The sequence below is a fragment of the Shewanella sp. 4_MG-2023 genome (assembly GCF_030548015.1).
Taxonomy (GTDB): Bacteria; Pseudomonadota; Gammaproteobacteria; order Enterobacterales; family Shewanellaceae; genus Shewanella.
The window spans coordinates 10,867-29,686 of sequence record NZ_JAUORL010000011.1; the positions used below are offsets into that span (position 1 = coordinate 10,867).

The following is an 18,820-nucleotide window of genomic DNA, read 5'->3' on the forward strand; positions in this document are numbered from 1 at the left end:
CGGCGCTTAATAGCGCCGTTTTGTTATAGGTATAACCGCCTTTATATTAGACGCTTATTGGCTCAAGGCTTGGTTGCTGCAAGGCTTTTTTCTTCATTAATAATAGGTACATAGTTGGCACCCAAATTAACGATAACAAGGTGGTGAGTATGGTGCCGCCAGCAATCGCTATTGCAAAGGGAGGCCAGAAACCGCCGCCTGCGATAATCAGTGGCAAGAAGCCGCCAATGGTGGTGATGGTGGTTGAGCCAATATGTCTGCCGCAGCCGCTAACAATGTTGATGATGGTTTCAAGGTTGCCAAGTCTTGCCTCTGGCATGTCTTCAAGTTCTGCCAAAATAACGATAGCGGCATTAATGGCCAGCCCCATTAGGCCTAATAAGCCGATAATCACGGTAAAGCCAAACGGAAACCCAAACACATACACTGCCAGCAGACCAAGTCCTGCTGATTGAAATGCGCTTAATAAGATAATCGCAGTTAATCTAAATGAGTTAAAAGACAGCACCACTGTTGCCAGTAATAAGGTCACCACCACTACGATGTTTGACAGTAAATTGCCCACCGCTTCATTGCGTTTGGCGCTTTCACCGCCGATCTCGATATGGTAACCCGCTGGCAACTCAATTTGGGCGAGTTTATCTTTAACATCATTTAAAACTTTTCCGGGTAATACGCCACTGACAATGTAGGTTTCAATGGTGTTAACCCGCTCGCCATTGCGTCTTGGGATCCCGCCGCGACTGACATTGATTTCATTGTGGGAAATGGCTGACAGCGGAATAATATTGCCATTATTAGACAGTAAATTAAGCTCAGATAAACGAGTGGCTTGCTCTCTTGAGCTATCAGCTAACCGTACTCTTACTGGCAGCGATTCAGTTTGCTCTAAAATACTGCCGCCAATGATACCTGTGGTAGACATTTCAATTTGTTTGGCGATATCAGTTAAGCTTAAGCCGCTCATTAAGCTGGCATCTTCATTGATTTGCATCCACACCTTTGGTGAACCTGCACTTAAGGTGGCGCGGGTATGGATCACATCTTTGGTTTGCATAAACAAGCCGCGGGCCTGTTCACCTAGCTGAGTTAATACATCTAATGATGGCCCGTAAATGCGTAATTCAACTGGGGCGTTAAATGGTGGGCCCTGTTCTAGTTTTCTCACTAAAATTTGCGCTTGGGGAAAAGCATCATCAAACTCAGCTTGTAGCGATAAAATCAGTCGATTCGCCGCATCAAAGTCGGTCACTTTGACCATGGCTTGGGCGTAGTTAGCCGCCCCTTGTTGGCGCTGGGTCAGGTTGTAATAAAACGATGGCGTATTGCCGCCAATGACCCAAGTGCTCATTTCAACATCTTCAAGCGCCCGTAAACGCTGATCAATTTGTTCAACTTGCTGACGGGTATTGGCTAAGCTCACATATGGCGCTAAATAGACTTCAATTTGAAACATATCCCGATCCGATGGCGGGAAAAACTGCTCGGTCATTTTAGTTGAAGCAACAAAACCGACAACCGGCAAAATACCAATCAGCACAGCGGTGATCACGGGTCTTTTTAAGCCAATGCGTAAACTGGTTTGAAAAGCATGACTAAGACGCGGGAAGGCCATGCCTTTTTGATACCACGCCATAGACGCATTATCTTGGCTAAAACGCCCCGCCAAACCAGCAATGATGGTGTGTGAAATTAAGTATGAGCCCAGTAGAGCAAACATCACTGAAATGGCGATACCACCAACAAACTCACCTGCTGCGCCGGGCATTAAAACTATCGGAGCAAAGGCCAACATGGTGGTAATGGTTGAGCCCGCAAGCGGCAGCCATAAGTGGTGCAAGGTTTTACTCACGGCTTCAAGTTTATTTAAGCCTTGTTTGCGGCGCTGGGCAATAGCATCAACAATTACAATGGCGTTATCCACCATAATCCCCAGTGCCACCACTAAACCAGTGACTGACATTTGGTGGATGGGCAGTCCGGTGTACTTCATACAGGCGAGGGTAAACAAGGCCGTTAGCGGCAGTGATAATGCCACAATCAGCGCATTTCTTAGCCCAAGGGTGAGCATCAGTACCAGTAAAATAATCACAAAGCCTTGGATTAAATTAATGACTAAATCCCCTAGGCGCACACTGGTATAGCCTTGTTGATCAAACAGCCATTGCACTTGAATGTTAGCCGGTAAGTTAGCGCTAAAGTCATCGACCACTTGGCTTACTTGCGCTTGCCATTGATCAACTCGGTTATCGTCAAGCATTCGGGCCGACACCAATACCCCTTCAGCGCCATTAATCAGCGCAATGCTGGTGGCAGGTGTTTTAGGTTGACGGCTAATATTGGCGACATCACCTAGGCGAATGATCTGACCATTAGTATCAATTTTTAACGGCACTTGGCCCACGCGAGTGATTGAATCAAGCTCGCCTGATACTTCTATCAGCGCTTTAAAGGTAGCGTTATGGATTTCACCAGCTGATATTTTACTGTCTGCATTAGACAAAATAGCGGCAATAGCAGCGGGAGTTAATTTAAGTTGACTGATTTTATTGCCATCAAGCTCAACCAGAATTTCTTCATCTGGGGTGCCAGACAAGTTGACGAAGTCAGTGCCATTAAGTACCCGTAACTTGCTTTGCAGCTCTTTAGCATAACGCTTGAGTACGTCAGTTCGAATTGGGCTGTCGTTTTGCCACACTAAGCCTAAAATCGCGGTGTTGGCGTAACCTGTTTGGTCATCCAAAATGCTGTTTTGCGCCGGTAGCGGCAGTGTAGATTTACTGTCGGCGACTAAATCACGGGCTCGAGACCAAACCGGAGCTGTGTCAGTTACCGTGTCTTTAAGCTCTAACTGGATAACGGAAATGCCCGGGCGCGAGGTAGATTGCACTAGCTTTAATTCTTCTAAGCGGCGCAGTTGATTTTCTAACACTTCAGTGACCAAAGCTTCCACTCGCTCAGCCGATGCGCCGGGGTAATGAGTCACCACCGAAGCAAAGCGGTTGGTAATGTTAGGGTCTTCAGTGCGGGGTAAACTGCTAATGGCGCCTAACCCCGCCACCAATAGCAGGGCAATCATTAAACTTGCTAGCCTGCCATTTTCAACAAAGGCCTTAATCATAATGACCTCGCAACAGCTTGTGAGCTTGGGCTAACAATTTGGCCAACCACCAATTTATGTAAGCCCTGAGTGACTATGACATCATTTTTATCAATCGCGCCATTAATAAAGGCTTGTTGCTGGTTGGTGTAAATAATATCAACGTCGCGGCGCTCTAGTTGGGCTTGTCCGTCAGCATTTTTGGTGACCACAAACACATTCCATAAGCCTCGCATACCATCAGTGAGTGCGGAAATGGGCACCCAGTAACCGGCGCTATTGACCTGTTGTTGGTATTCAAGATAAGCGATTTCACCATTGATCATGCGGCTGTTATTGGGTAAGTCTACCCGCAGCTGCACAGTGCGAGTGACCGCATCGATTTCTGCGCTGATCCCGGCAATGGTGCCAGTGTAGGTTTGATTGCCAACAGTGATGTTGACGCTTTGATTGGTTTGCATGGTCATAGCGACCGTGTTTGGCACCCCAATATAAGCCTGCTGCTGGTTGTTACCAATTAAGGTAAACACCGGACTACCCAAGGCGATAACTTCGCCGATATTATGGTGACGCTTACTGATGTTGCCATCAAAAGGCGCCACTAATGTGGATTTTGCTAGCTTTAATTCGGTGGCATGAAGCGAGGCTTGTAGGCGTTTTTGATTGGCTTGCAGGCTGGCGACTTGCTGCTGGCTTTCATCAAACTGCTGCTGGGATACATACTGCTTTTTCTTCAGCTTAACGGAGCGATTAAAATTACTTTGCGCTAAATCTAAATCGGCTTGGGTTTGCAGTAGTGACGCCGCTAATTGTTGCTGCTCAGCCTGAAGTAATTGGGTATTAAGCTTGGCCAGTTGTTGCCCTTTAATGACGCTATCGCCACTATCAACAACAATGTCGCTTAATTTGCCCGCCAGTTCAAAGCCTATGGCGGTGGTATCGCTTGAGCGCACAATACCCGTGTATCGCTGCTGCTGAAGGTAACTGCTACTGGCATTAAGTGGCTGGGTCATCACATTAGGAATAGTCACTGTTGCCGTATTGGATATTGCGGCCTCATTACAGGCCGTTAACAAAATCAAACTGATGATAATGCCAAGCTTATTGACGCGACGCTGTACGGTGACTTTATTCATGGTGAACATTCCTATTGCTATTGCAACTTCCTTAATTTCAATAAAACCAAAGCTTAATAGCATTGACCAATTGAATACATCATGTGATGCTGGGCTAATAATGAACTAGACTGTCTAGTCTATTTGGGTTTTAGTTTATTTCTATAAAACTAGACTGTCCAGTCTAATTTGTGATTAAATGTTATTTATTGTTAAGGCGTGGTTGCGCTTATGGCGAAAACAAACATAAATACAAGAAGATGTGATTATGATAAATGAGGCAAACTCAGCACCGTGCAATCATGGTGCGGTGAAAACTCGTAGCGAACAAAAACGAATGCGGATTTTAGATGCAGCCATTGAGCTTTTTTGCGTGCAAGGTTTTCCTAATACCAGTATGGATTTGGTCGCGAAAAAAGCTGAAGTCTCTAAGCAAACGGTGTATTCACACTTTGGTTCTAAAGATGAGTTATTTGTCGCGGCGATAGAATCTAAGTGTGTGGTGCATCAACTGACCGGCAACTTATTAAGTGACTCACTCAATGCTGAGCAAACAATAGTTACCTTTGCGAAACAGTTTAGTGATTTGGTTGTGAGTGAAGAAGTATTAGCAGTTTTCAAAACTTGTCTTGCTCATGCTGATAGCCATCCTGAGTTATCAAAGCTGTATTTTGATGCCGGCCCTAAGCATATTTTAGCCTTGCTGGCGGATTACTTTACCGCGGTGAATCAGCACGGTGAGTATTATTTCCCCCAGCCCCATGACAGCGCCGTTCGCTTAAGTTTAATGCTTTTTGGTGAGCTGAAGCTGCGTTTAGAGCTGCGCCTAGATGCCACAGACTTAATGCCTAAACGGGCGCAATATATTGAAGATACCACGCAGATGTTTTTAAAAGCCCATCGAGTGTAGCAGCGGTAAGCTGGGTTATCGCAAACTGGCTTAGATAACATGGTTTTCAGCGCTGAAAAGTGTCATAAAATATTGAAATAGTGATCCAATTTAAAAGCGTTCCAGTATAGACGTTATGATTTATACCTGATAATTTCGATCGATATAATAATGAGAAAGGAAGCGATTAATGAAAACGATTTCAAGTTTGTCCCTCGTGCCAGAGCAAACTGCCTTTGAAGTTAAAAAGCGTTATTCAAAAAGGCTTTCTATTCCCTATGTTGCCAAGCTAGCAGCAGTGTCTAGCTTAGCGTTTAGCGCAACCGCTTCTGCCTACGATTACTCACCGTTTAAGTTTCATGTATCGCGCACTTCAACTGAAGCGGCTCAAGTCGGCAGCTCAGATACCGAACTGCAACGTGATGTATGGCGCATGAAGCTGTCGGCATCGATGCCTATTGGCAAAGAGTGGTCTATCGGCGCCAATGTCGGTTATGACAACCTCGATTATGGTTTTAAAAATGTTGGCGCAGGCCTACTGCAAGGTAACGTTACCCCTTGGAGTTCCATCAATAAATACAGTGCCGGTTTATCATTAAGTTATCGCCCTAATGCCCAGTGGATGTTTTTATTCGCACCGAAATTACAATATTCCTATGCTAATACGGCATCGTCTTCAGATGCGCAAAGTTATGGGGTTGTGGCTTCAGGTATGTACCGCTTTAAGTCAGGTAACATGCTTGGGGTTGGGGTGGCGTACTTAAATGATATCTCTGAAGTAAAAACCATTCCTTACCTAGCGGTAAAATGGAACATAACCGACAAACTGTCGTTAAGTAATCCATTCCAAGCAGGCTTTAGTGGCCCAGCAGGTTTGGAGCTATCTTATAAACTTGATGACAAATGGAATTTTGGTTTAGGGGCTTCAAGACGTACCGAGCGCTTTCTAGTGACTGATGCTGAGCAAACTATTGAAGTAGAAGAGTGGGTTAGTTTTATTCGTGCGGGCTGGAATATCAGCAAGAAAGTATCGATTAATGCCTATGGTGGTTACTTCTTTGCTGGTGAAATGGAGCTAAGTCAACCTAAGGTGTCTGATGATATTGAAAATCAAGCGGCAGCAGGTTTAGCCATTGATATTAAGTTTTAAGCTTTATTAACTAGCCTTTTGGCAAAGGTGTTACATAAAACTAGCTATAAAAGCGACCATCAGGTCGCTTTTTTGTGGCTGTGGATTAAGCGCTATTAACAGCGTTTATTTTGCCAACATGTTTTTGCGTAAGCTTTTTTGAGCAGGCTCATCGCCTAGCCAAATCTTGATTAACGCTTGTCTAAACGCTTCATTGGCAATTGTGGCTTGTTCTTGACCATTTTTAAAGCTGGTTACCCCAGCGTCTTTATGGGTGACAAAGGTAAATTGATCGCCTTTGCTGACTTCTTCGTTAAATAGTCCCATAAACGCATCAATACTGCTTTGAATGGATGCGCTATCGCCATTGGTGGCTGCATCAAAACCTTCGACAATGGCATCAGTCATTTTATCTGCGGTGATCATTCCAGAAGTGATATTGAGCCTAATCACTGATATCGGCTGGGCGATAACCGCATCTACATTGGTTGCAGGTGTTGCTAAGTACAAGCTGCCAACATATAAGTCCATAAAGAACTTGCTGCGCACCCCTGCGCCATTAAGGGCAAGCTGTTGCTCTGCAATCGTCATATTATCCGCCAGCTCAACACCTGAAACGGTTTTAGCTTCAGCCATTTGTGGTAACACTAACGCAGCGGTGAGGGCAATTATTGAAAGTCGTTTCATGGGCAACTCATTTTATAAAGTGTGATTTATACGGGCTGTATGCTGATTTTGCACAACAAGACTACGAACGCGTTCCTAGCTTATATTGGCCACTTTGCTCGAACATAATGGCTTGTTTCTTTTTCGGGGCGATCAAAATTGGACCATCATCGAAAAACAAAAAGGCTTTCCAGTTTTGAGCAAACACTGCCCAGGTGGTTTCGATGATTTGGTATTTTTCATAACAGAAAAATACTTGGGTATCGTCACTCCAGTCAATAAACTCAGCAATCGGTTCTGGCAGGGTATTATCTTCAGAGTCCCATGCCGCTTGCCAGTGCTCGGTTTGCTTCCAAGCATCTTGCTTAGCGGCCCAGTCACCCTTAGAAAATAATTCAGCACGATTACACTTATTACTTATCCATTGATTCCAAACCATCATGGCACTTTTGTCCGTTAACGGTTTGATTAATGCTTTGTCTTCATCAGCAACAGGCAAATCTTTATGGTTAAAAATCCACTTGCGCTTATACACATCTAGCGGGATGTAAGTGTGTGCCAAAAATAGCTCCTAGGGTTTAAAGGGTAATTAAGTGGCCAATTATAACTTTTCGCTATAAATAGTGCTAGCTATTGCCTAGCTTTGGGATAAGAACACAGAGAAGGGCTTTATTGAGGCTGGCTTGTTTTGGGAACAGCCTGTATTGCATCGCTTGATATTGAAACAGGCAGATTGAAGCAGGCTCATTACACAAGCTTGCCAAGAGGGGTATCATGACTTCAGTGCGCCCAATACAGCGCACTGAGATCAGTTTTCCCTATAGCGGCTTATAATTTAAAACGGCGAATAAGAGAGTGAAATACCTTGATGGTTTTTTCTAACTCTTCACTGGCATTGAGTGACTTATTGGCCGCAGAGCCCGTATCTGTTGCCCCATCAGCAATTTCAATAATTTGCTGGTTAATGTGCTCTGCAACAGCGCTTTGCTCTTCAACTGCTGAGGACATTTGAAAGGTCATATCGGTAATATTCGTCACCGCACCTTTTATTTTTTCCAGTGATGAGCGAGTTTTCTCAACTACTTCAAGGCCATTTTTAGTGGCAATTTCACCTTGGTGTGACATATCAACAGCGGCATTAGTACGAGCCGACAACTGCTTAATGACACTGTGGATTTGGTCGGTTGATTCACGGGTTTTTAAGGCAAGGGCGCGCACTTCATCGGCGACAACACTGAAGCCACGGCCTTGCTCTCCAGCCCGAGCCGCTTCAATGGCAGCATTGAGAGCCAGTAAGTTGGTTTGTTCAGCAATGGAGGAAATTAAATTGGCCGCTTGACCGATTTCTTCAGTTGAGGTGGCTAACTCTTTAATCGTAATAGCAATGCTGTCAACCGCATGACTTAGCTGGTGGATTGAGCTTAGGGACTCATCGGCCAGCGCTGCGCCAGAATCAACAAAGCTAATGGCATTTTCTGCACTGTGAGAGTTTTCTTCAATTTTTTGGGCGACTTCTTGAATAGCTTGGGACATCTGGGTGATAGCTGAGGCAATTTGTTGAGTCGCTACGCCTTGATGCTCTACCGCTGCTTGAGTCACTGACACTTGAGTTTTACTGATATTGGAAATTTTGTCTAAGCCACTAACTGACTCATCGATACGAGTTAATGCTGTGCGGCAGCGGGCTATTTCACTAATGAAAGCCATTTTAGCTTGGGCGCTGGTGCCAGTATCATCAAAGTAGGTTTGGGCAACAGTTTCATTGGCAAATGATTTAGGGCTAATTAATAGTAGTTTATTCCACTGACTAGCTTGTTGCTGCAAACTCCAGCCAAGGCTTACTAGTCCAGCGATTAAGCTGGCTGTAGCCGCGACGCTGTTACCTTGCCAAGCAAGCATTAAGGTGAGTATTAGTGAGGGCAGTATAATTGGTAATGCTTTAGTGAAGCCCAATTTTAGGCGACTGCGCAGCGATGATGCTGACTTGCCAGCATTGATGCGCGCATAAGCACTGCTCGCACGTAGTTTTTCATCGGGTTCAGCTTGCACACGTACCGACTCATAGCCCACCAGTTTATTACCATCATAAACTGGAGTGACAAAAGCACTCACCCAGTAATAGTCTCCATTTTTGCGGCGATTTTTTACCAGCCCCATCCATACCTTGCCAGACTTTAATGTCTGCCACATAGTTTCAAATACCGCTTTGGGCATATCTGGGTGGCGAACAAGGTTATGCGGCTGACCAATTAGCTCTTCTCGGCTATAGCCACTGGTGTCGATGAATGCTTGGTTACAGTGGGTAATAACCCCTTGTGGATCAGTGCTGGAAATTAATGCTTTATCAGGTGAGAACAGATATTCTTTATTACTTGTTATACGTGCTGTCATATTTTTTCTTATTATTTTGTGACTAAGATCAAGTAAACTTGGGTGGTGTGATTCTGACCTCACTTTAAGGTAAATGCAATTTAAGCAACAAATAATAACAGTGTAAATTCCGTAAGTTACGACGCTAAAATCGAGAAGGGATTTAAGGTGTATTAAAAGCAGCCATTAAAACAAGCGTTTAAATATTTTGATAACATTCAACGCGCGATTCAAATTGTTACATTTAACGTGGTAATATTTGGATTTTTTTAGCATTAGTTGCTGATTTTAAATACCTTACCTATCCCCAAAAATCATATTGTGAAGACAAAAAAGCCCTGATGTCGCGAGCTACATCAGGGCTTTGTTACTGTGTTATCAATAAATCAGCGGGTTGGTATTACAAACCGTTGATGTACTGATCAACCGTTGACTCTGGCACCATAGTGGCAAGCTCTGATTTAACGTTTTGATTGCCTTGTAGCAATTGCTCAAACTGTTTTATCAATGCCAGCTTGTCAGGTGAGACTCTATCGCCTGCCCCAATGTTGGTTAAATCAATCATGAAGCCGTCAAATAAATCAGCTAAATCGTCAACGATATCCATGTTCAAGAATTGGTCTTGATTATAAATACTTGGGTAGCCAGCTTTTTGCTTATCAATGGCAAAAGAGTCACCTTTTAAGTTTTTAATGCTGGTGGATTTATCACAAGACAGCATACAGCCATTATCAATACGTGGTTTTTCACAGCCAACACTTTGTTGGAAGAAGCATTGTCTGCTGGCCATTAACAAAATTGGATGATAAATGCTGTAAAGCATTTTAAAGTCTTTAGGTCGGGCTAATTGCTTCATTTGTTGGCGGTTAATTTCATTTGAAATAAACGCACCGCTACAATCAAAGCCTTCTTTTAAGGCTAATAAAGCGTATGAGTTGGTGGTATTTAAAAATGGTCCAGCAATCCATTTAACACCTAGCTTTTGGGCGTGATAAGCAATACCTGTATTGTTAGTTACGATAAGCTCAGGTTTTACTTGTTGTAAAATATTAAGCGCTGCATCGTAATCTTTACCAATCAATACTGGCGGGAACCATGGAATTAAGCGTGGGTTTTGCTTGAAGAATTCCACATATTTAGTGCAGCCACGTTTATAGGCATCTGGCAGTTTGAAATAAATATCAGCATCGGTTGCTTGGGCTAGTGCCACATCCGCTTCATCACAAATCAAAATAGATAACTGTGGCTGGGCTGTTTCAGCGTCAGCTTTTACTGCCACTTTAGGGTGGCGTTCAAGTTTTGGTAACTCAACCGTTGGGATCACTTCAATGCCATCGTTTAAATAAGCTAACAGCTGATTTTTAAGGGTGGTGATCTCGCGATATGGAATACTTAAGCCATCTGCTAAACCACTGCAATCTAAGCTGATTAATTCATAATTGGCGTTATTGATATTTTTAAAACGCTTTTCAATGGCTTCTTGGTCAACACTGAGTTTTTCGCTTGGCAGCATACTACTGCTTGAATGCAGCACTAAGGTTTGCTGCTCTGCCGAGGCCAGTTTACTGCTCATTTGTTCAGTGGTAACAGTCAGGCTTAAGGGCTGACCTTGTTCACTGGCAAAGGCCAATGATAGCTTGATTTTCTCAATACTTAAGTGGGCAATTTTATCATCCACAGAGGCATTAATTTGCTGCTTATCGATTTGCAATTGCTGCTGGGCATCGTGGATTTGCACCACTGAAATCGACTCACCTTTTTCTGCTTTTAATTGGTCAACCAAATGATTTTTAGAGTTATCCCGTGGGTTATCAATAAACATTGATTGGTTTAAATCGCCGCGTAAAAAGGCGTTGGTAAAGTCGCGGTTAAATACTTTATATAAGCGCTCGCCATCTTGGGTCAATTCACCTGTTTCAACATAGCCATCAATTTGCTTACGGAAACTATCAATCACAGTATGTACGTAACTGGCACCTTTAATACGGCCTTCAACTTTAAATGAATACACTCCAGCTTCAATTAACGCCGGTAGGTCAAAAAAGGCGGAGTTATCTTTAATGTTTAGCGGAAAATTATTACCTGATTCAGTGGTTTCATACTCTTCACGACAAGCTTGGCTACAGCGGCCTCGGTTACCTGAGTTACCCGCGCTGGCTGAGGTTGAGTAACATAAACCTGAAAACGCCACACATAATGAGCCATGGACAAACACTTCAAGGAGCATGTCATGTTCGCGGCCAACTTCAGCAAGAGTGGTGATTTCACGTAGGTTTAGTTCACGGGATAAATTCACCCGCTCTGCGCCTAAATGCTTTAAAAACGGGATTTGGCCTGCATTGTGGGTGGTTAACTGGGTTGAAGCGTGAATAGCTAAAGTCGGAAAATGTTTTCTCAGTACATACAGTAAGCCCAAATCTTGCACAATAACGCCGTCTAAGGTGGTATTTACCAACTTATTAAGTAACTTCATTAAGGTTTTAAATTCTTGCTCAAGAATAACGATATTCAAGGTTAAGAAGATTTCGCAGTCGTACTGATGGGCAAGTCGAATGATCCCAACCAATTGGTCAAAAGAAATATTAGCAGCGCGATTACGAGCGTTAAAGGTATCTAAGCCGCAATAAACAGCATCTGCACCAGCAATAATTGCGGCTTTAATCGCCTCGACATCACCGCCAGGGGCTAATAATTCAATCTTAGGTTTCATGTTTTAGACTTGCTCCGTTAATTTTAATGCAGGGATGTTACCCGTATATTTTACTAATGAATATGGTTAAAGTAGATAATTAATTAGCCAGTGTGCATATATGTAGTTGGGATTAACATATAACAATGAATAAAATCATAGACTTACCTGTACTCTATTCTCTAAGGAATTGCCCCTTTGCCATGCGAGCAAGAATTGCCATTTATAAGTCAAATCAGCCTATTTGGCTTAGAGATATTGTATTAAGTGACAAACCCGCTGAAATGTTAGCTGCTTCCCCTAAGGCCACAGTGCCGGTGATCGTGACCCCAAAAGGGCAGGTGATAGAAGAAAGTTATGAAGTGATGTTGTGGGCATTAAGCCAAAGCGATCCTGATGATTTACTGTTTGCCACTGACGCCGCTAAATTTGATTCGATGCTTGCGCTTATCTATCGTTTTGATAGTGAATTTAAGTCCTGCCTTGAAAACTACAAATGCGCCAAACGCTATAGCGAATCAAATATTGTGGAATGTCGTCTGGCCTGTGAAGTCTACGTACAACAACTTGAGCTGTTGTTATCCGAGCATGAATTTTTGTTTGCGGATCGTGAGAGTTTAGCTGATATCGCATTGTTACCTTTTATCAGGCAATTTGCCCGAGTAGAGCGGCAATGGTATTTGCAGTCGCCATATCCACATGTAAGAGCATGGCTTAATGCTTATCTGCAAAGTAAAATGTTCAGTAAAGTGATGACTAAATATCCTCTATGGCTTGAAAGCCGACAAGATGTAATATTTCCTGATTAACACTTTTAGCTGCTATTGAGCGCATAGTTAAAAACAAAAAGTTAAAACAAAAAGCCCGCAAATGCGGGCTTTATCTGTAGTTAACACAAGTGCTTAAAGCACTCATGTTAAACCAGTTGAGCTAATATAAGTGCTAATTAAAGCTCTACGTTAATCCACACTAAACGGTGATCAGAAGAAACAGACTTTCCACCGCCGCCATATTCACCAACGCGCTCATCATTCATCATTAAACGACCTTCTTCAAATGTCGCCGGCCAGAACACCCCTGAATCAGTGACATTCAAGTCACTTGAAGGGATAACGTGGTCTAAGCGTAAACCTGAAGTACTGGTTACCACGTCAGGGTACTTAGTGCCCCAGTTTGCTTCTTTACATTCGCCGTTAGACAAACACTCTGGTCCGCCTAAGCTACTTGGTGCGTAAATTCCGTGAGTAGCAAGTTGGTTAACTTGATCGCTATACATTAAGTCTTTAATGGTATCTAAATAGCCGTCACCGCTTTCTGGATCGGCATTTAGATCACCTAAGATAACGAATGAGGCGTCATCTTTAAGGCCACCTTTTTCGCCTTCGTCATCATAAATGTAACTACCATCTCCAGAGGTGTAATCGTCCCAGAACTTAATCTCAGCGCGGTTAAGTGATTTATTGTTATCCGTCAGCGTATCAAAAATAGGTGGTGTTGGGTGCGACATTAATAAGTGAATCACTTTATCGCCATCTGCTGTAGGAATAATAATAGGTGCATCAACATGGTTTTTAGATGACATTGGTCTTTCTGCCCAAGCTTCAGCAGTGTACCACTCATCGCCACAAGCCATTCCTTCCGGAATTGGATTGTTTTCATCGTCACAATTAATAATTGTTGGGTTAGTTTCACCAGGCATATCCTTCCATTTAAAATCTTGGAATGTGCGGATATTATCTGTATCAATTGGGTACTGAGACAATAAGCTGAATGCATATTGACCGTGGTAGAAACCGAAGCCCCAGGCGTCATCAGGTAGCGCCACTTTGCCATCACGGTTTAAATCGTGACCACTTAATAGGCCTGTATTAGTGGCGAAGTTTTCAAAATAACCAAACTGGATTGGCTCAAGGGCTTTAAATTCTTCAGACGTTGAACCTAAAGCATTTTGTGGCACAGTTAGGTAGTTTAAACGGAAACCTTGGATTGCTTGTTGGTTTTCTGCTGTACCATCGTTATTGAATTCACCCATCCATAAGATTGCAGGTCGTTCAGTTTGGATAATTGCTGCAACGTTACGAATTTGAATAACCTTTTCTGCCACAGCGAGTTCTTCGTCGCTAAGTGACTCATCGAACCATTTATTCATTAATTCATCTTGCTCAGCGACGGTTAACGCCATTTCAGCGACAAGATCTTCATAAGTAAAACGATCGAAAGACAAGTTATAAGCACCGATGCGTACATCAGTTGTTTCAGGTGCTGGTTCACCTGGATAGTAATTATTAGTTTCGTCATTGCAACCAGCAAGTAAAGCAACACTCACTGCCATGGCAGCAGCTGTTTTTAACACTTTCATTTTTAACCCCATTATTATAAATATATGCCTCCTTTCTTGGAAGCTAAGGGATTTTAAACACCTGAAAAGCTGGCTAACAAGTATAAATTGAAGCTGTGACTAGCTTGTTGCCACAGGGCTTTTTATTTTAAAGTTACGTTTCGCGCTTGGTGTTATTGTGTTTTTGTTTGGTTGTATTTGTTGGGGTTTATCAGCAGTAACTAAACTGATACATACTGACATTAGCTTTTAGTATGCTAGCGTATAAGCGAAACAAAGCGCTTTAATGAAAACTACTTTCACTTTTAGATGCTGACTTTAAAACCCAATGAGCTGCTAATTAATATTTTTTAGCTTATGTGACAATAAATAATGTAAATTTCCGGCTGCTTATTCAGCAGCGCGAACGATTTAATTAATGATTTTAGGTTGCACCATCAAGTGCCTGTCATTTCCCTATTTTGTAAAACATATAAAGAGGTAAATCATGAGTCGCTTGTTTTCTTCTGATAGCAAACAACATCAGAGCCAGCTAGATAGTAAGTTGCCAGATGCTAGTAACAAAGTGCCTTTAGGGAAAAAGATCTTCGGCTGGTTAAAGCAAATCGTCATACTGATTGTGTTCGTGATGGTCATTACGGGTTTAATGGATTTATGGCGCGGCAAAGACATTCAGCATGATAACTTACCTGAATTACAGGGAGTAACCCTTAAAGGTGAAAGGGTCGATGTATTGGCGATTAGCCAAGATAAGCCGGTGTTGGTGTATTTTTGGGGAAGCTGGTGCCCAATATGCCGCACAGTAAGCCCAGCCGTTGAAACCATGTCGGCTTATTATCCGGTGATCAGCGTGGCAATGGCGTCAGGCAACAATCATGAAATACAAGCTTACCTTGATGATAAAGGCTATAGCTTTGAAGTGATAAACGATCAGCAAAGTGAACTCAGTAATGACTGGTCGGTACAAGTCGCGCCAACCATTATGGTATTTAATAAAGGTAAACTCACATCCTATACAACAGGGATGACTAGCGTAGTGGGCCTGTGGTGGCGCATGCTGCTGGCATAATTTAGTTGTTGATAGCTAATCAGTTGTAGATAGTTAATCGGTTGTAAATAGTAAAAGCTCCCAAAGCAAAAGGTTCGAGAGCTTTTATTATGATATTTAAAACGAGTTAACAGAGATCTTTTATGGTGGTAGAGCTACCATTATCCATCACTGAACGAATACCATTATCTCGTGATGCGACACTGGCATACATCTGACTGGTACCAATAATTTGATGATTAGCCGCTTTAAGGTTGAAATAGGGCTTATCATTTTTAGCGGTTTCTTTAGTGAATTTATCTTCGCTTTGAGAATTGACTTGCACCGAGGCGATACCATTATTAGCGCCACTTTTAGCGGCATATAGCTCACTGGTCAGTATCACCTCGCCATTGCCAGCCTTTAATGCAAACTTGAACTGACCATTATTGCCTTTGCTTAACTCGAACCATCCAGACATAACACGCTCCTAATTACAGTGCACATAGTACATATAGTTAGTGCATACCAAAAATAGTATGCACATATGTTTTATGAAATTAAGTCTAGTAAAAAGAACGTTTAGCGGTAGCAACTTTAGTTGGAGTTTCAGCTATAAAATGGAAGGTGCTTGAGCGTTACAAACTTGAACTGAAAATCCGAAGGATAGCGAACGATCAATAAAAAATATGGTCTCCCCACAAGGACTCGAACCCTGATCGATCGCTTAGGAGGCGACTGCTCTATCCTGTTGAGCTATAGGGAGACTAAGCGCAATTATACAAGTTTTAATCTTGATTAAAAGGCTTTAAATTTAGTTGCTTAAATCTTAATCACGATATCTTGTATTTGAATATTCCCTGTTGCGTCTATGCCTTGTAATACTGCGGTGGCACTTTCTTCTGATACTTGATCAATGGTGACTGTTGCGCGGTTTGGTGTGGCAACGGCGCGCATTAAATTCACTCTGTCAGGGATGTTTTGTTGCAATACAATTTGAAAGCTATCACCGGCTCTCACATGGTGCTTACGGCCTAAGTTAATAATTATTCTATTGCCTTGTTTAGCCACAATTTGTCCCAGCAGTGGGCGACAATTTAGCAAATTATCAATGTCAGCAGTGCTTTGCTGCATAAGCTGGTTAACCGTTTGGCCATAGCTTGAGCGCCAAAAACGTTTAGTGGTGGGTGATACGGTTTCGTCACGTTCAAACTCCCACTGCGCCTGTGCTGAGTAATCTTTACTCCAGACTTTTTCACCGCTAATAGCGTGATACAAAGTTAACTTAAAGCTGATTTGTCTTTGTGGATAGCTTGTAAATAAGCCAAATAAAAGGCTAGAGCTGGGCTCGGTAGAGATATCAAGAATATCAGGTTGCAATATGTATTGGCTGTCGGTGATTTCGCCTAACCAACTTGGGATGCGATTACCTTTAAAATTGATTAACTCATTGCTGTGATCGAGTGCTTCATCGGCGTGAATGCGGGCAAAGCTATTATGGGAGTGACTATTTAGTAGCACGCCATACTGTTGTGATAGTGCTTGAGTAAAGTTTAATAACTGACCATAACGTAATTGAGCGCGATCTTGAATACTGGCCTGAGGCACCATTATTGCCGCTCTTAATTGCTGACCTCGGCATTGCTGAGCTGAGTCGTCTTGAAGATCTAATCTTAGTAATACAGTAATGTCAGTGCTGGTGAGCATTTCAGATACCAGTTCAATATTATTGTCTTGTCCTATATGACTAAACTGAAATGCATCTTGGCTTAACTGCCCCTGACCCGAGATGTATTGACTATTAACGTTAACACCAACCCCAGCTTGCATGCTGGCATAGCTTAGCGCTTGGCTGATCGCCACTTCACGCGCCTTATCTACATTGCCATTAATGATATTCGCATGGCCTGTTACTTCAATAATTTCAGCTTTTAACGGCAGACTCAAGATACTGACAAACAGCAATATGGCTGCGGAGTAGAGTCGCTGGGTTGTTTTACTGCATATTTTCATATTAATCACTTGCTTAAAGATAACGATGAACGACTAATACAGTGCCAAGTTTATGGCGTTAAAGTACTAGGAGCGATTGTTTGAGAATAAATGCAAAGAATGTGCCTGTTATTGGTTTTCAATATATAAGTCGTTAAGCCAATGCTGAAAGGGATTAATTATCTAAAGTTTTTATCCTGATTGCCGATAGTGTTTTTAGAATTCATTTTTAACCTTTAGGCCTCAAACGCCTTAGCCCATAGCAATGCTTGAGTTAAATACAGGAATGCAATATGCGCCGAATTGGTTTACTTCCAATCATGATGTTGATGACAGCTTGTGCTGGCTCACAACCGACAGAGTATGATGATTTATCTTATGTCAATGAAGGCTATGAGATGAATTTTTGGTATGAGTCTGAGCCCAAAACGGATCATGTTATTCACTACGATATTCAGCAGTCAGGCATAGCGCCCAAAGCTGGGGTTAACCGCTTGGCGGAAAAAATTGTCAATGAATTAGTGCTACAAAACGACAGCTTACGAGCTGATCAACCACTGCTGATCACCACACCTGTCATGCTTGATGATTACGGACAAACTAATTTGCTGGGGCAGCAATTGCAGCAAGGCATGTTGACTGCATTTCATGCCAATGAATTTAATCTTGTTGATATGAATGTGGCTAGTTCACTTCGCGCCACTGCGGAGGGTGAGTTTATTTTAAGCCGCGACTGGAAGCAGCTTGCCACAGATTTAGCGGTATCCCATGTGGTCGTAGCCACCATGGGCACTACCTCAGAGGGGGTGGTGGTCAATGCCAGAATTGTCAATACTAGCAATAATCGAGTAGTGTCAGCGGTACAAACCTTTGTTAAAACCCACAGCCTGCCAGGCTATTTAACACCTGCCAATAAGGTGATTTCAAAAGACGGCATCTTGTATCGAAACGAGCATGCAGGTATGGCAAGCGTGACTATTTTAGGAGATAACCAATGAAGGCAATACTGTTTGCAGCCCTGACAGCAGCACTCACCTTGTCCGGGTGTGCGGTAAACGACAAGTATGTGCAATGGGAAACCGAGGCGCCTAAACAATTTCCTAAACTAACCGCTATTGGTTATGCGCCGTTAACAACGCAACCGGCAACAGAGCAATCTCACAAGGTGTTAATGGCGATGCAAGCGTCTAAAATTGCCGCTTATCGTGAACTGGCTGAGCAAGTGTATGGCCAGCAGATTGATGCCAGTAGCCAGGTCGATGATTGGTTGCTGAATAAGCAAACCGTTACCGCCAGTGTCTCGGGCATGATTAAAGGCGCTAAAGTGGTCAAAAGCTATCCGGCTGGTGATATGTATGTGACTGAGTTAGAACTGGATTTTTCACAGGTATGGAGCCTATATCAGCAGCAAAATAGGCCTAGAACGATTAAGCATGTGACTTACTTTTAGTTAAATTTAATTATTTAAATCCAGTCATTTAAATCCAGTCATTTAAATTAACTTA

At 42.8% G+C, this 18,820-nt stretch carries 15 protein-coding genes and 1 tRNA gene; 6 read left to right on the forward strand and 10 right to left on the reverse strand.

Going from position 1 to position 18,820, the window contains the following annotated elements; translation table 11 throughout:
- Positions 1–46: 46 nt before the first annotated feature.
- Entirely contained in the window at positions 47–3,121 is a 3,075-nt protein-coding gene (locus tag Q4546_RS07945; protein WP_303446062.1) for an efflux RND transporter permease subunit, read from the reverse strand.
- The gene (locus Q4546_RS07950; protein WP_102475420.1) at positions 3,118–4,236 is read right to left on the reverse strand and encodes an efflux RND transporter periplasmic adaptor subunit; all 1,119 of its coding nucleotides are present in this window, start codon (positions 4,234–4,236) and stop codon (positions 3,118–3,120) included. Before Q4546_RS07950 ends, Q4546_RS07945 begins: the two co-directional genes overlap by 4 nt.
- 247 nt (positions 4,237–4,483) lie before the next feature.
- Here Q4546_RS07950 and Q4546_RS07955 point away from each other — a divergent pair, with 247 nt between their 5' ends.
- Positions 4,484–5,125, forward strand: a complete 642-nt coding sequence (locus Q4546_RS07955) for a TetR/AcrR family transcriptional regulator (protein ID WP_303446063.1) — start codon at positions 4,484–4,486, stop codon at positions 5,123–5,125.
- A 169-nt stretch (positions 5,126–5,294) separates the two neighbouring features.
- Positions 5,295–6,254, forward strand: a complete 960-nt coding sequence (locus tag Q4546_RS07960; RefSeq protein WP_133126422.1) for a DUF6268 family outer membrane beta-barrel protein — start codon at positions 5,295–5,297, stop codon at positions 6,252–6,254.
- Positions 6,255–6,359: 105 nt separating this feature from the next.
- On the opposite strand, the gene Q4546_RS07965 is transcribed toward Q4546_RS07960, so the two are convergent.
- The 4 genes from Q4546_RS07965 to Q4546_RS07980 all read right to left on the reverse strand — a co-directional run bounded on the left by Q4546_RS07965 (position 6,360) and on the right by Q4546_RS07980 (position 11,979).
- Positions 6,360–6,920, reverse strand: a complete 561-nt coding sequence (locus Q4546_RS07965; protein ID WP_102438720.1) for a chalcone isomerase family protein — start codon at positions 6,918–6,920, stop codon at positions 6,360–6,362.
- A gap of 61 nt (positions 6,921–6,981) precedes the next feature.
- Positions 6,982–7,461: a DUF2947 domain-containing protein gene (locus Q4546_RS07970; RefSeq protein WP_303446064.1), complete on the reverse strand. Its 480-nt coding sequence runs from the start codon at positions 7,459–7,461 to the stop codon at positions 6,982–6,984.
- A 266-nt stretch (positions 7,462–7,727) separates the two neighbouring features.
- Positions 7,728–9,290 carry a PAS domain-containing methyl-accepting chemotaxis protein gene (locus Q4546_RS07975; protein ID WP_303446065.1) on the reverse strand — a complete coding sequence of 521 codons (1,563 nt, stop codon included), beginning with the start codon at positions 9,288–9,290 and terminating at the stop codon, positions 7,728–7,730.
- A 379-nt stretch (positions 9,291–9,669) separates the two neighbouring features.
- Positions 9,670–11,979, reverse strand: coding sequence for a peptidase U32 family protein (locus tag Q4546_RS07980; RefSeq protein WP_303414351.1), 2,310 nt, complete (start codon positions 11,977–11,979; stop codon positions 9,670–9,672).
- A 125-nt stretch (positions 11,980–12,104) separates the two neighbouring features.
- Between Q4546_RS07980 and Q4546_RS07985 the strand changes: the two genes are divergently transcribed.
- Complete coding sequence (locus Q4546_RS07985) at positions 12,105–12,767, forward strand: glutathione S-transferase (protein ID WP_102519873.1); 663 nt, start codon at positions 12,105–12,107, stop codon at positions 12,765–12,767.
- A gap of 137 nt (positions 12,768–12,904) precedes the next feature.
- Here Q4546_RS07985 and Q4546_RS07990 read toward each other — a convergent pair whose 3' ends face one another.
- Complete coding sequence (locus tag Q4546_RS07990) at positions 12,905–14,317, reverse strand: endonuclease/exonuclease/phosphatase family protein (RefSeq protein ID WP_303446066.1); 1,413 nt, start codon at positions 14,315–14,317, stop codon at positions 12,905–12,907.
- Between the two features lie 466 nt (positions 14,318–14,783).
- Here Q4546_RS07990 and Q4546_RS07995 point away from each other — a divergent pair, with 466 nt between their 5' ends.
- Complete coding sequence (locus Q4546_RS07995; RefSeq protein ID WP_102519872.1) at positions 14,784–15,365, forward strand: protein disulfide oxidoreductase; 582 nt, start codon at positions 14,784–14,786, stop codon at positions 15,363–15,365.
- Between the two features lie 106 nt (positions 15,366–15,471).
- Here Q4546_RS07995 and Q4546_RS08000 read toward each other — a convergent pair whose 3' ends face one another.
- From Q4546_RS08000 to Q4546_RS08010, 3 genes are all read right to left on the reverse strand, one after another.
- A complete protein-coding gene (locus Q4546_RS08000) occupies positions 15,472–15,804 on the reverse strand; it encodes a YegP family protein (RefSeq protein WP_102438708.1) in 333 nt (110 codons plus the stop codon).
- Positions 15,805–16,013: 209 nt separating this feature from the next.
- A tRNA-Arg gene (locus tag Q4546_RS08005) sits at positions 16,014–16,089 on the reverse strand.
- 56 nt (positions 16,090–16,145) lie between these two features.
- Complete coding sequence (locus Q4546_RS08010; protein WP_303446067.1) at positions 16,146–17,336, reverse strand: flagellar assembly protein T N-terminal domain-containing protein; 1,191 nt, start codon at positions 17,334–17,336, stop codon at positions 16,146–16,148.
- A gap of 272 nt (positions 17,337–17,608) precedes the next feature.
- Between Q4546_RS08010 and Q4546_RS08015 the strand changes: the two genes are divergently transcribed.
- Both Q4546_RS08015 and Q4546_RS08020 read left to right on the forward strand, forming a co-directional pair.
- The gene (locus Q4546_RS08015) at positions 17,609–18,313 is read left to right on the forward strand and encodes a FlgO family outer membrane protein (protein WP_102440681.1); all 705 of its coding nucleotides are present in this window, start codon (positions 17,609–17,611) and stop codon (positions 18,311–18,313) included.
- On the forward strand, positions 18,310–18,765 hold the full coding sequence (locus Q4546_RS08020; protein WP_102475412.1) for an LPP20 family lipoprotein: 456 nt from the start codon (positions 18,310–18,312) through the stop codon (positions 18,763–18,765). The genes Q4546_RS08015 and Q4546_RS08020 overlap by 4 nt, the downstream gene beginning before the upstream one ends.
- The last annotated feature ends 55 nt before the right edge of the window (positions 18,766–18,820 follow it).

Excerpts from the sequence above, each read along its gene's own strand:
- Q4546_RS07985 (WP_102519873.1), top strand. The coding sequence starts at position 12,105 with ATGAATAAAATCATAGACTTACCTGTACTCTATTCTCTAAGGAATTGC.
- Q4546_RS07945 (WP_303446062.1), bottom strand. The coding sequence starts at position 3,121 with ATGATTAAGGCCTTTGTTGAAAATGGCAGGCTAGCAAGTTTAATGATT.
- Q4546_RS08020 (WP_102475412.1), top strand. The coding sequence starts at position 18,310 with ATGAAGGCAATACTGTTTGCAGCCCTGACAGCAGCACTCACCTTGTCC.
- Q4546_RS07955 (WP_303446063.1), top strand. The coding sequence starts at position 4,484 with ATGATAAATGAGGCAAACTCAGCACCGTGCAATCATGGTGCGGTGAAA.
- Q4546_RS07990 (WP_303446066.1), bottom strand. The coding sequence starts at position 14,317 with ATGAAAGTGTTAAAAACAGCTGCTGCCATGGCAGTGAGTGTTGCTTTA.
- Q4546_RS07995 (WP_102519872.1), top strand. The coding sequence starts at position 14,784 with ATGAGTCGCTTGTTTTCTTCTGATAGCAAACAACATCAGAGCCAGCTA.
- Q4546_RS07975 (WP_303446065.1), bottom strand. The coding sequence starts at position 9,290 with ATGACAGCACGTATAACAAGTAATAAAGAATATCTGTTCTCACCTGAT.
- Q4546_RS07960 (WP_133126422.1), top strand. The coding sequence starts at position 5,295 with ATGAAAACGATTTCAAGTTTGTCCCTCGTGCCAGAGCAAACTGCCTTT.
- Q4546_RS08015 (WP_102440681.1), top strand. The coding sequence starts at position 17,609 with ATGCGCCGAATTGGTTTACTTCCAATCATGATGTTGATGACAGCTTGT.
- Q4546_RS07965 (WP_102438720.1), bottom strand. The coding sequence starts at position 6,920 with ATGAAACGACTTTCAATAATTGCCCTCACCGCTGCGTTAGTGTTACCA.
- Q4546_RS07980 (WP_303414351.1), bottom strand. The coding sequence starts at position 11,979 with ATGAAACCTAAGATTGAATTATTAGCCCCTGGCGGTGATGTCGAGGCG.
- Q4546_RS08010 (WP_303446067.1), bottom strand. The coding sequence starts at position 17,336 with ATGAAAATATGCAGTAAAACAACCCAGCGACTCTACTCCGCAGCCATA.
- Q4546_RS08000 (WP_102438708.1), bottom strand. The coding sequence starts at position 15,804 with ATGTCTGGATGGTTCGAGTTAAGCAAAGGCAATAATGGTCAGTTCAAG.
- Q4546_RS07950 (WP_102475420.1), bottom strand. The coding sequence starts at position 4,236 with ATGAATAAAGTCACCGTACAGCGTCGCGTCAATAAGCTTGGCATTATC.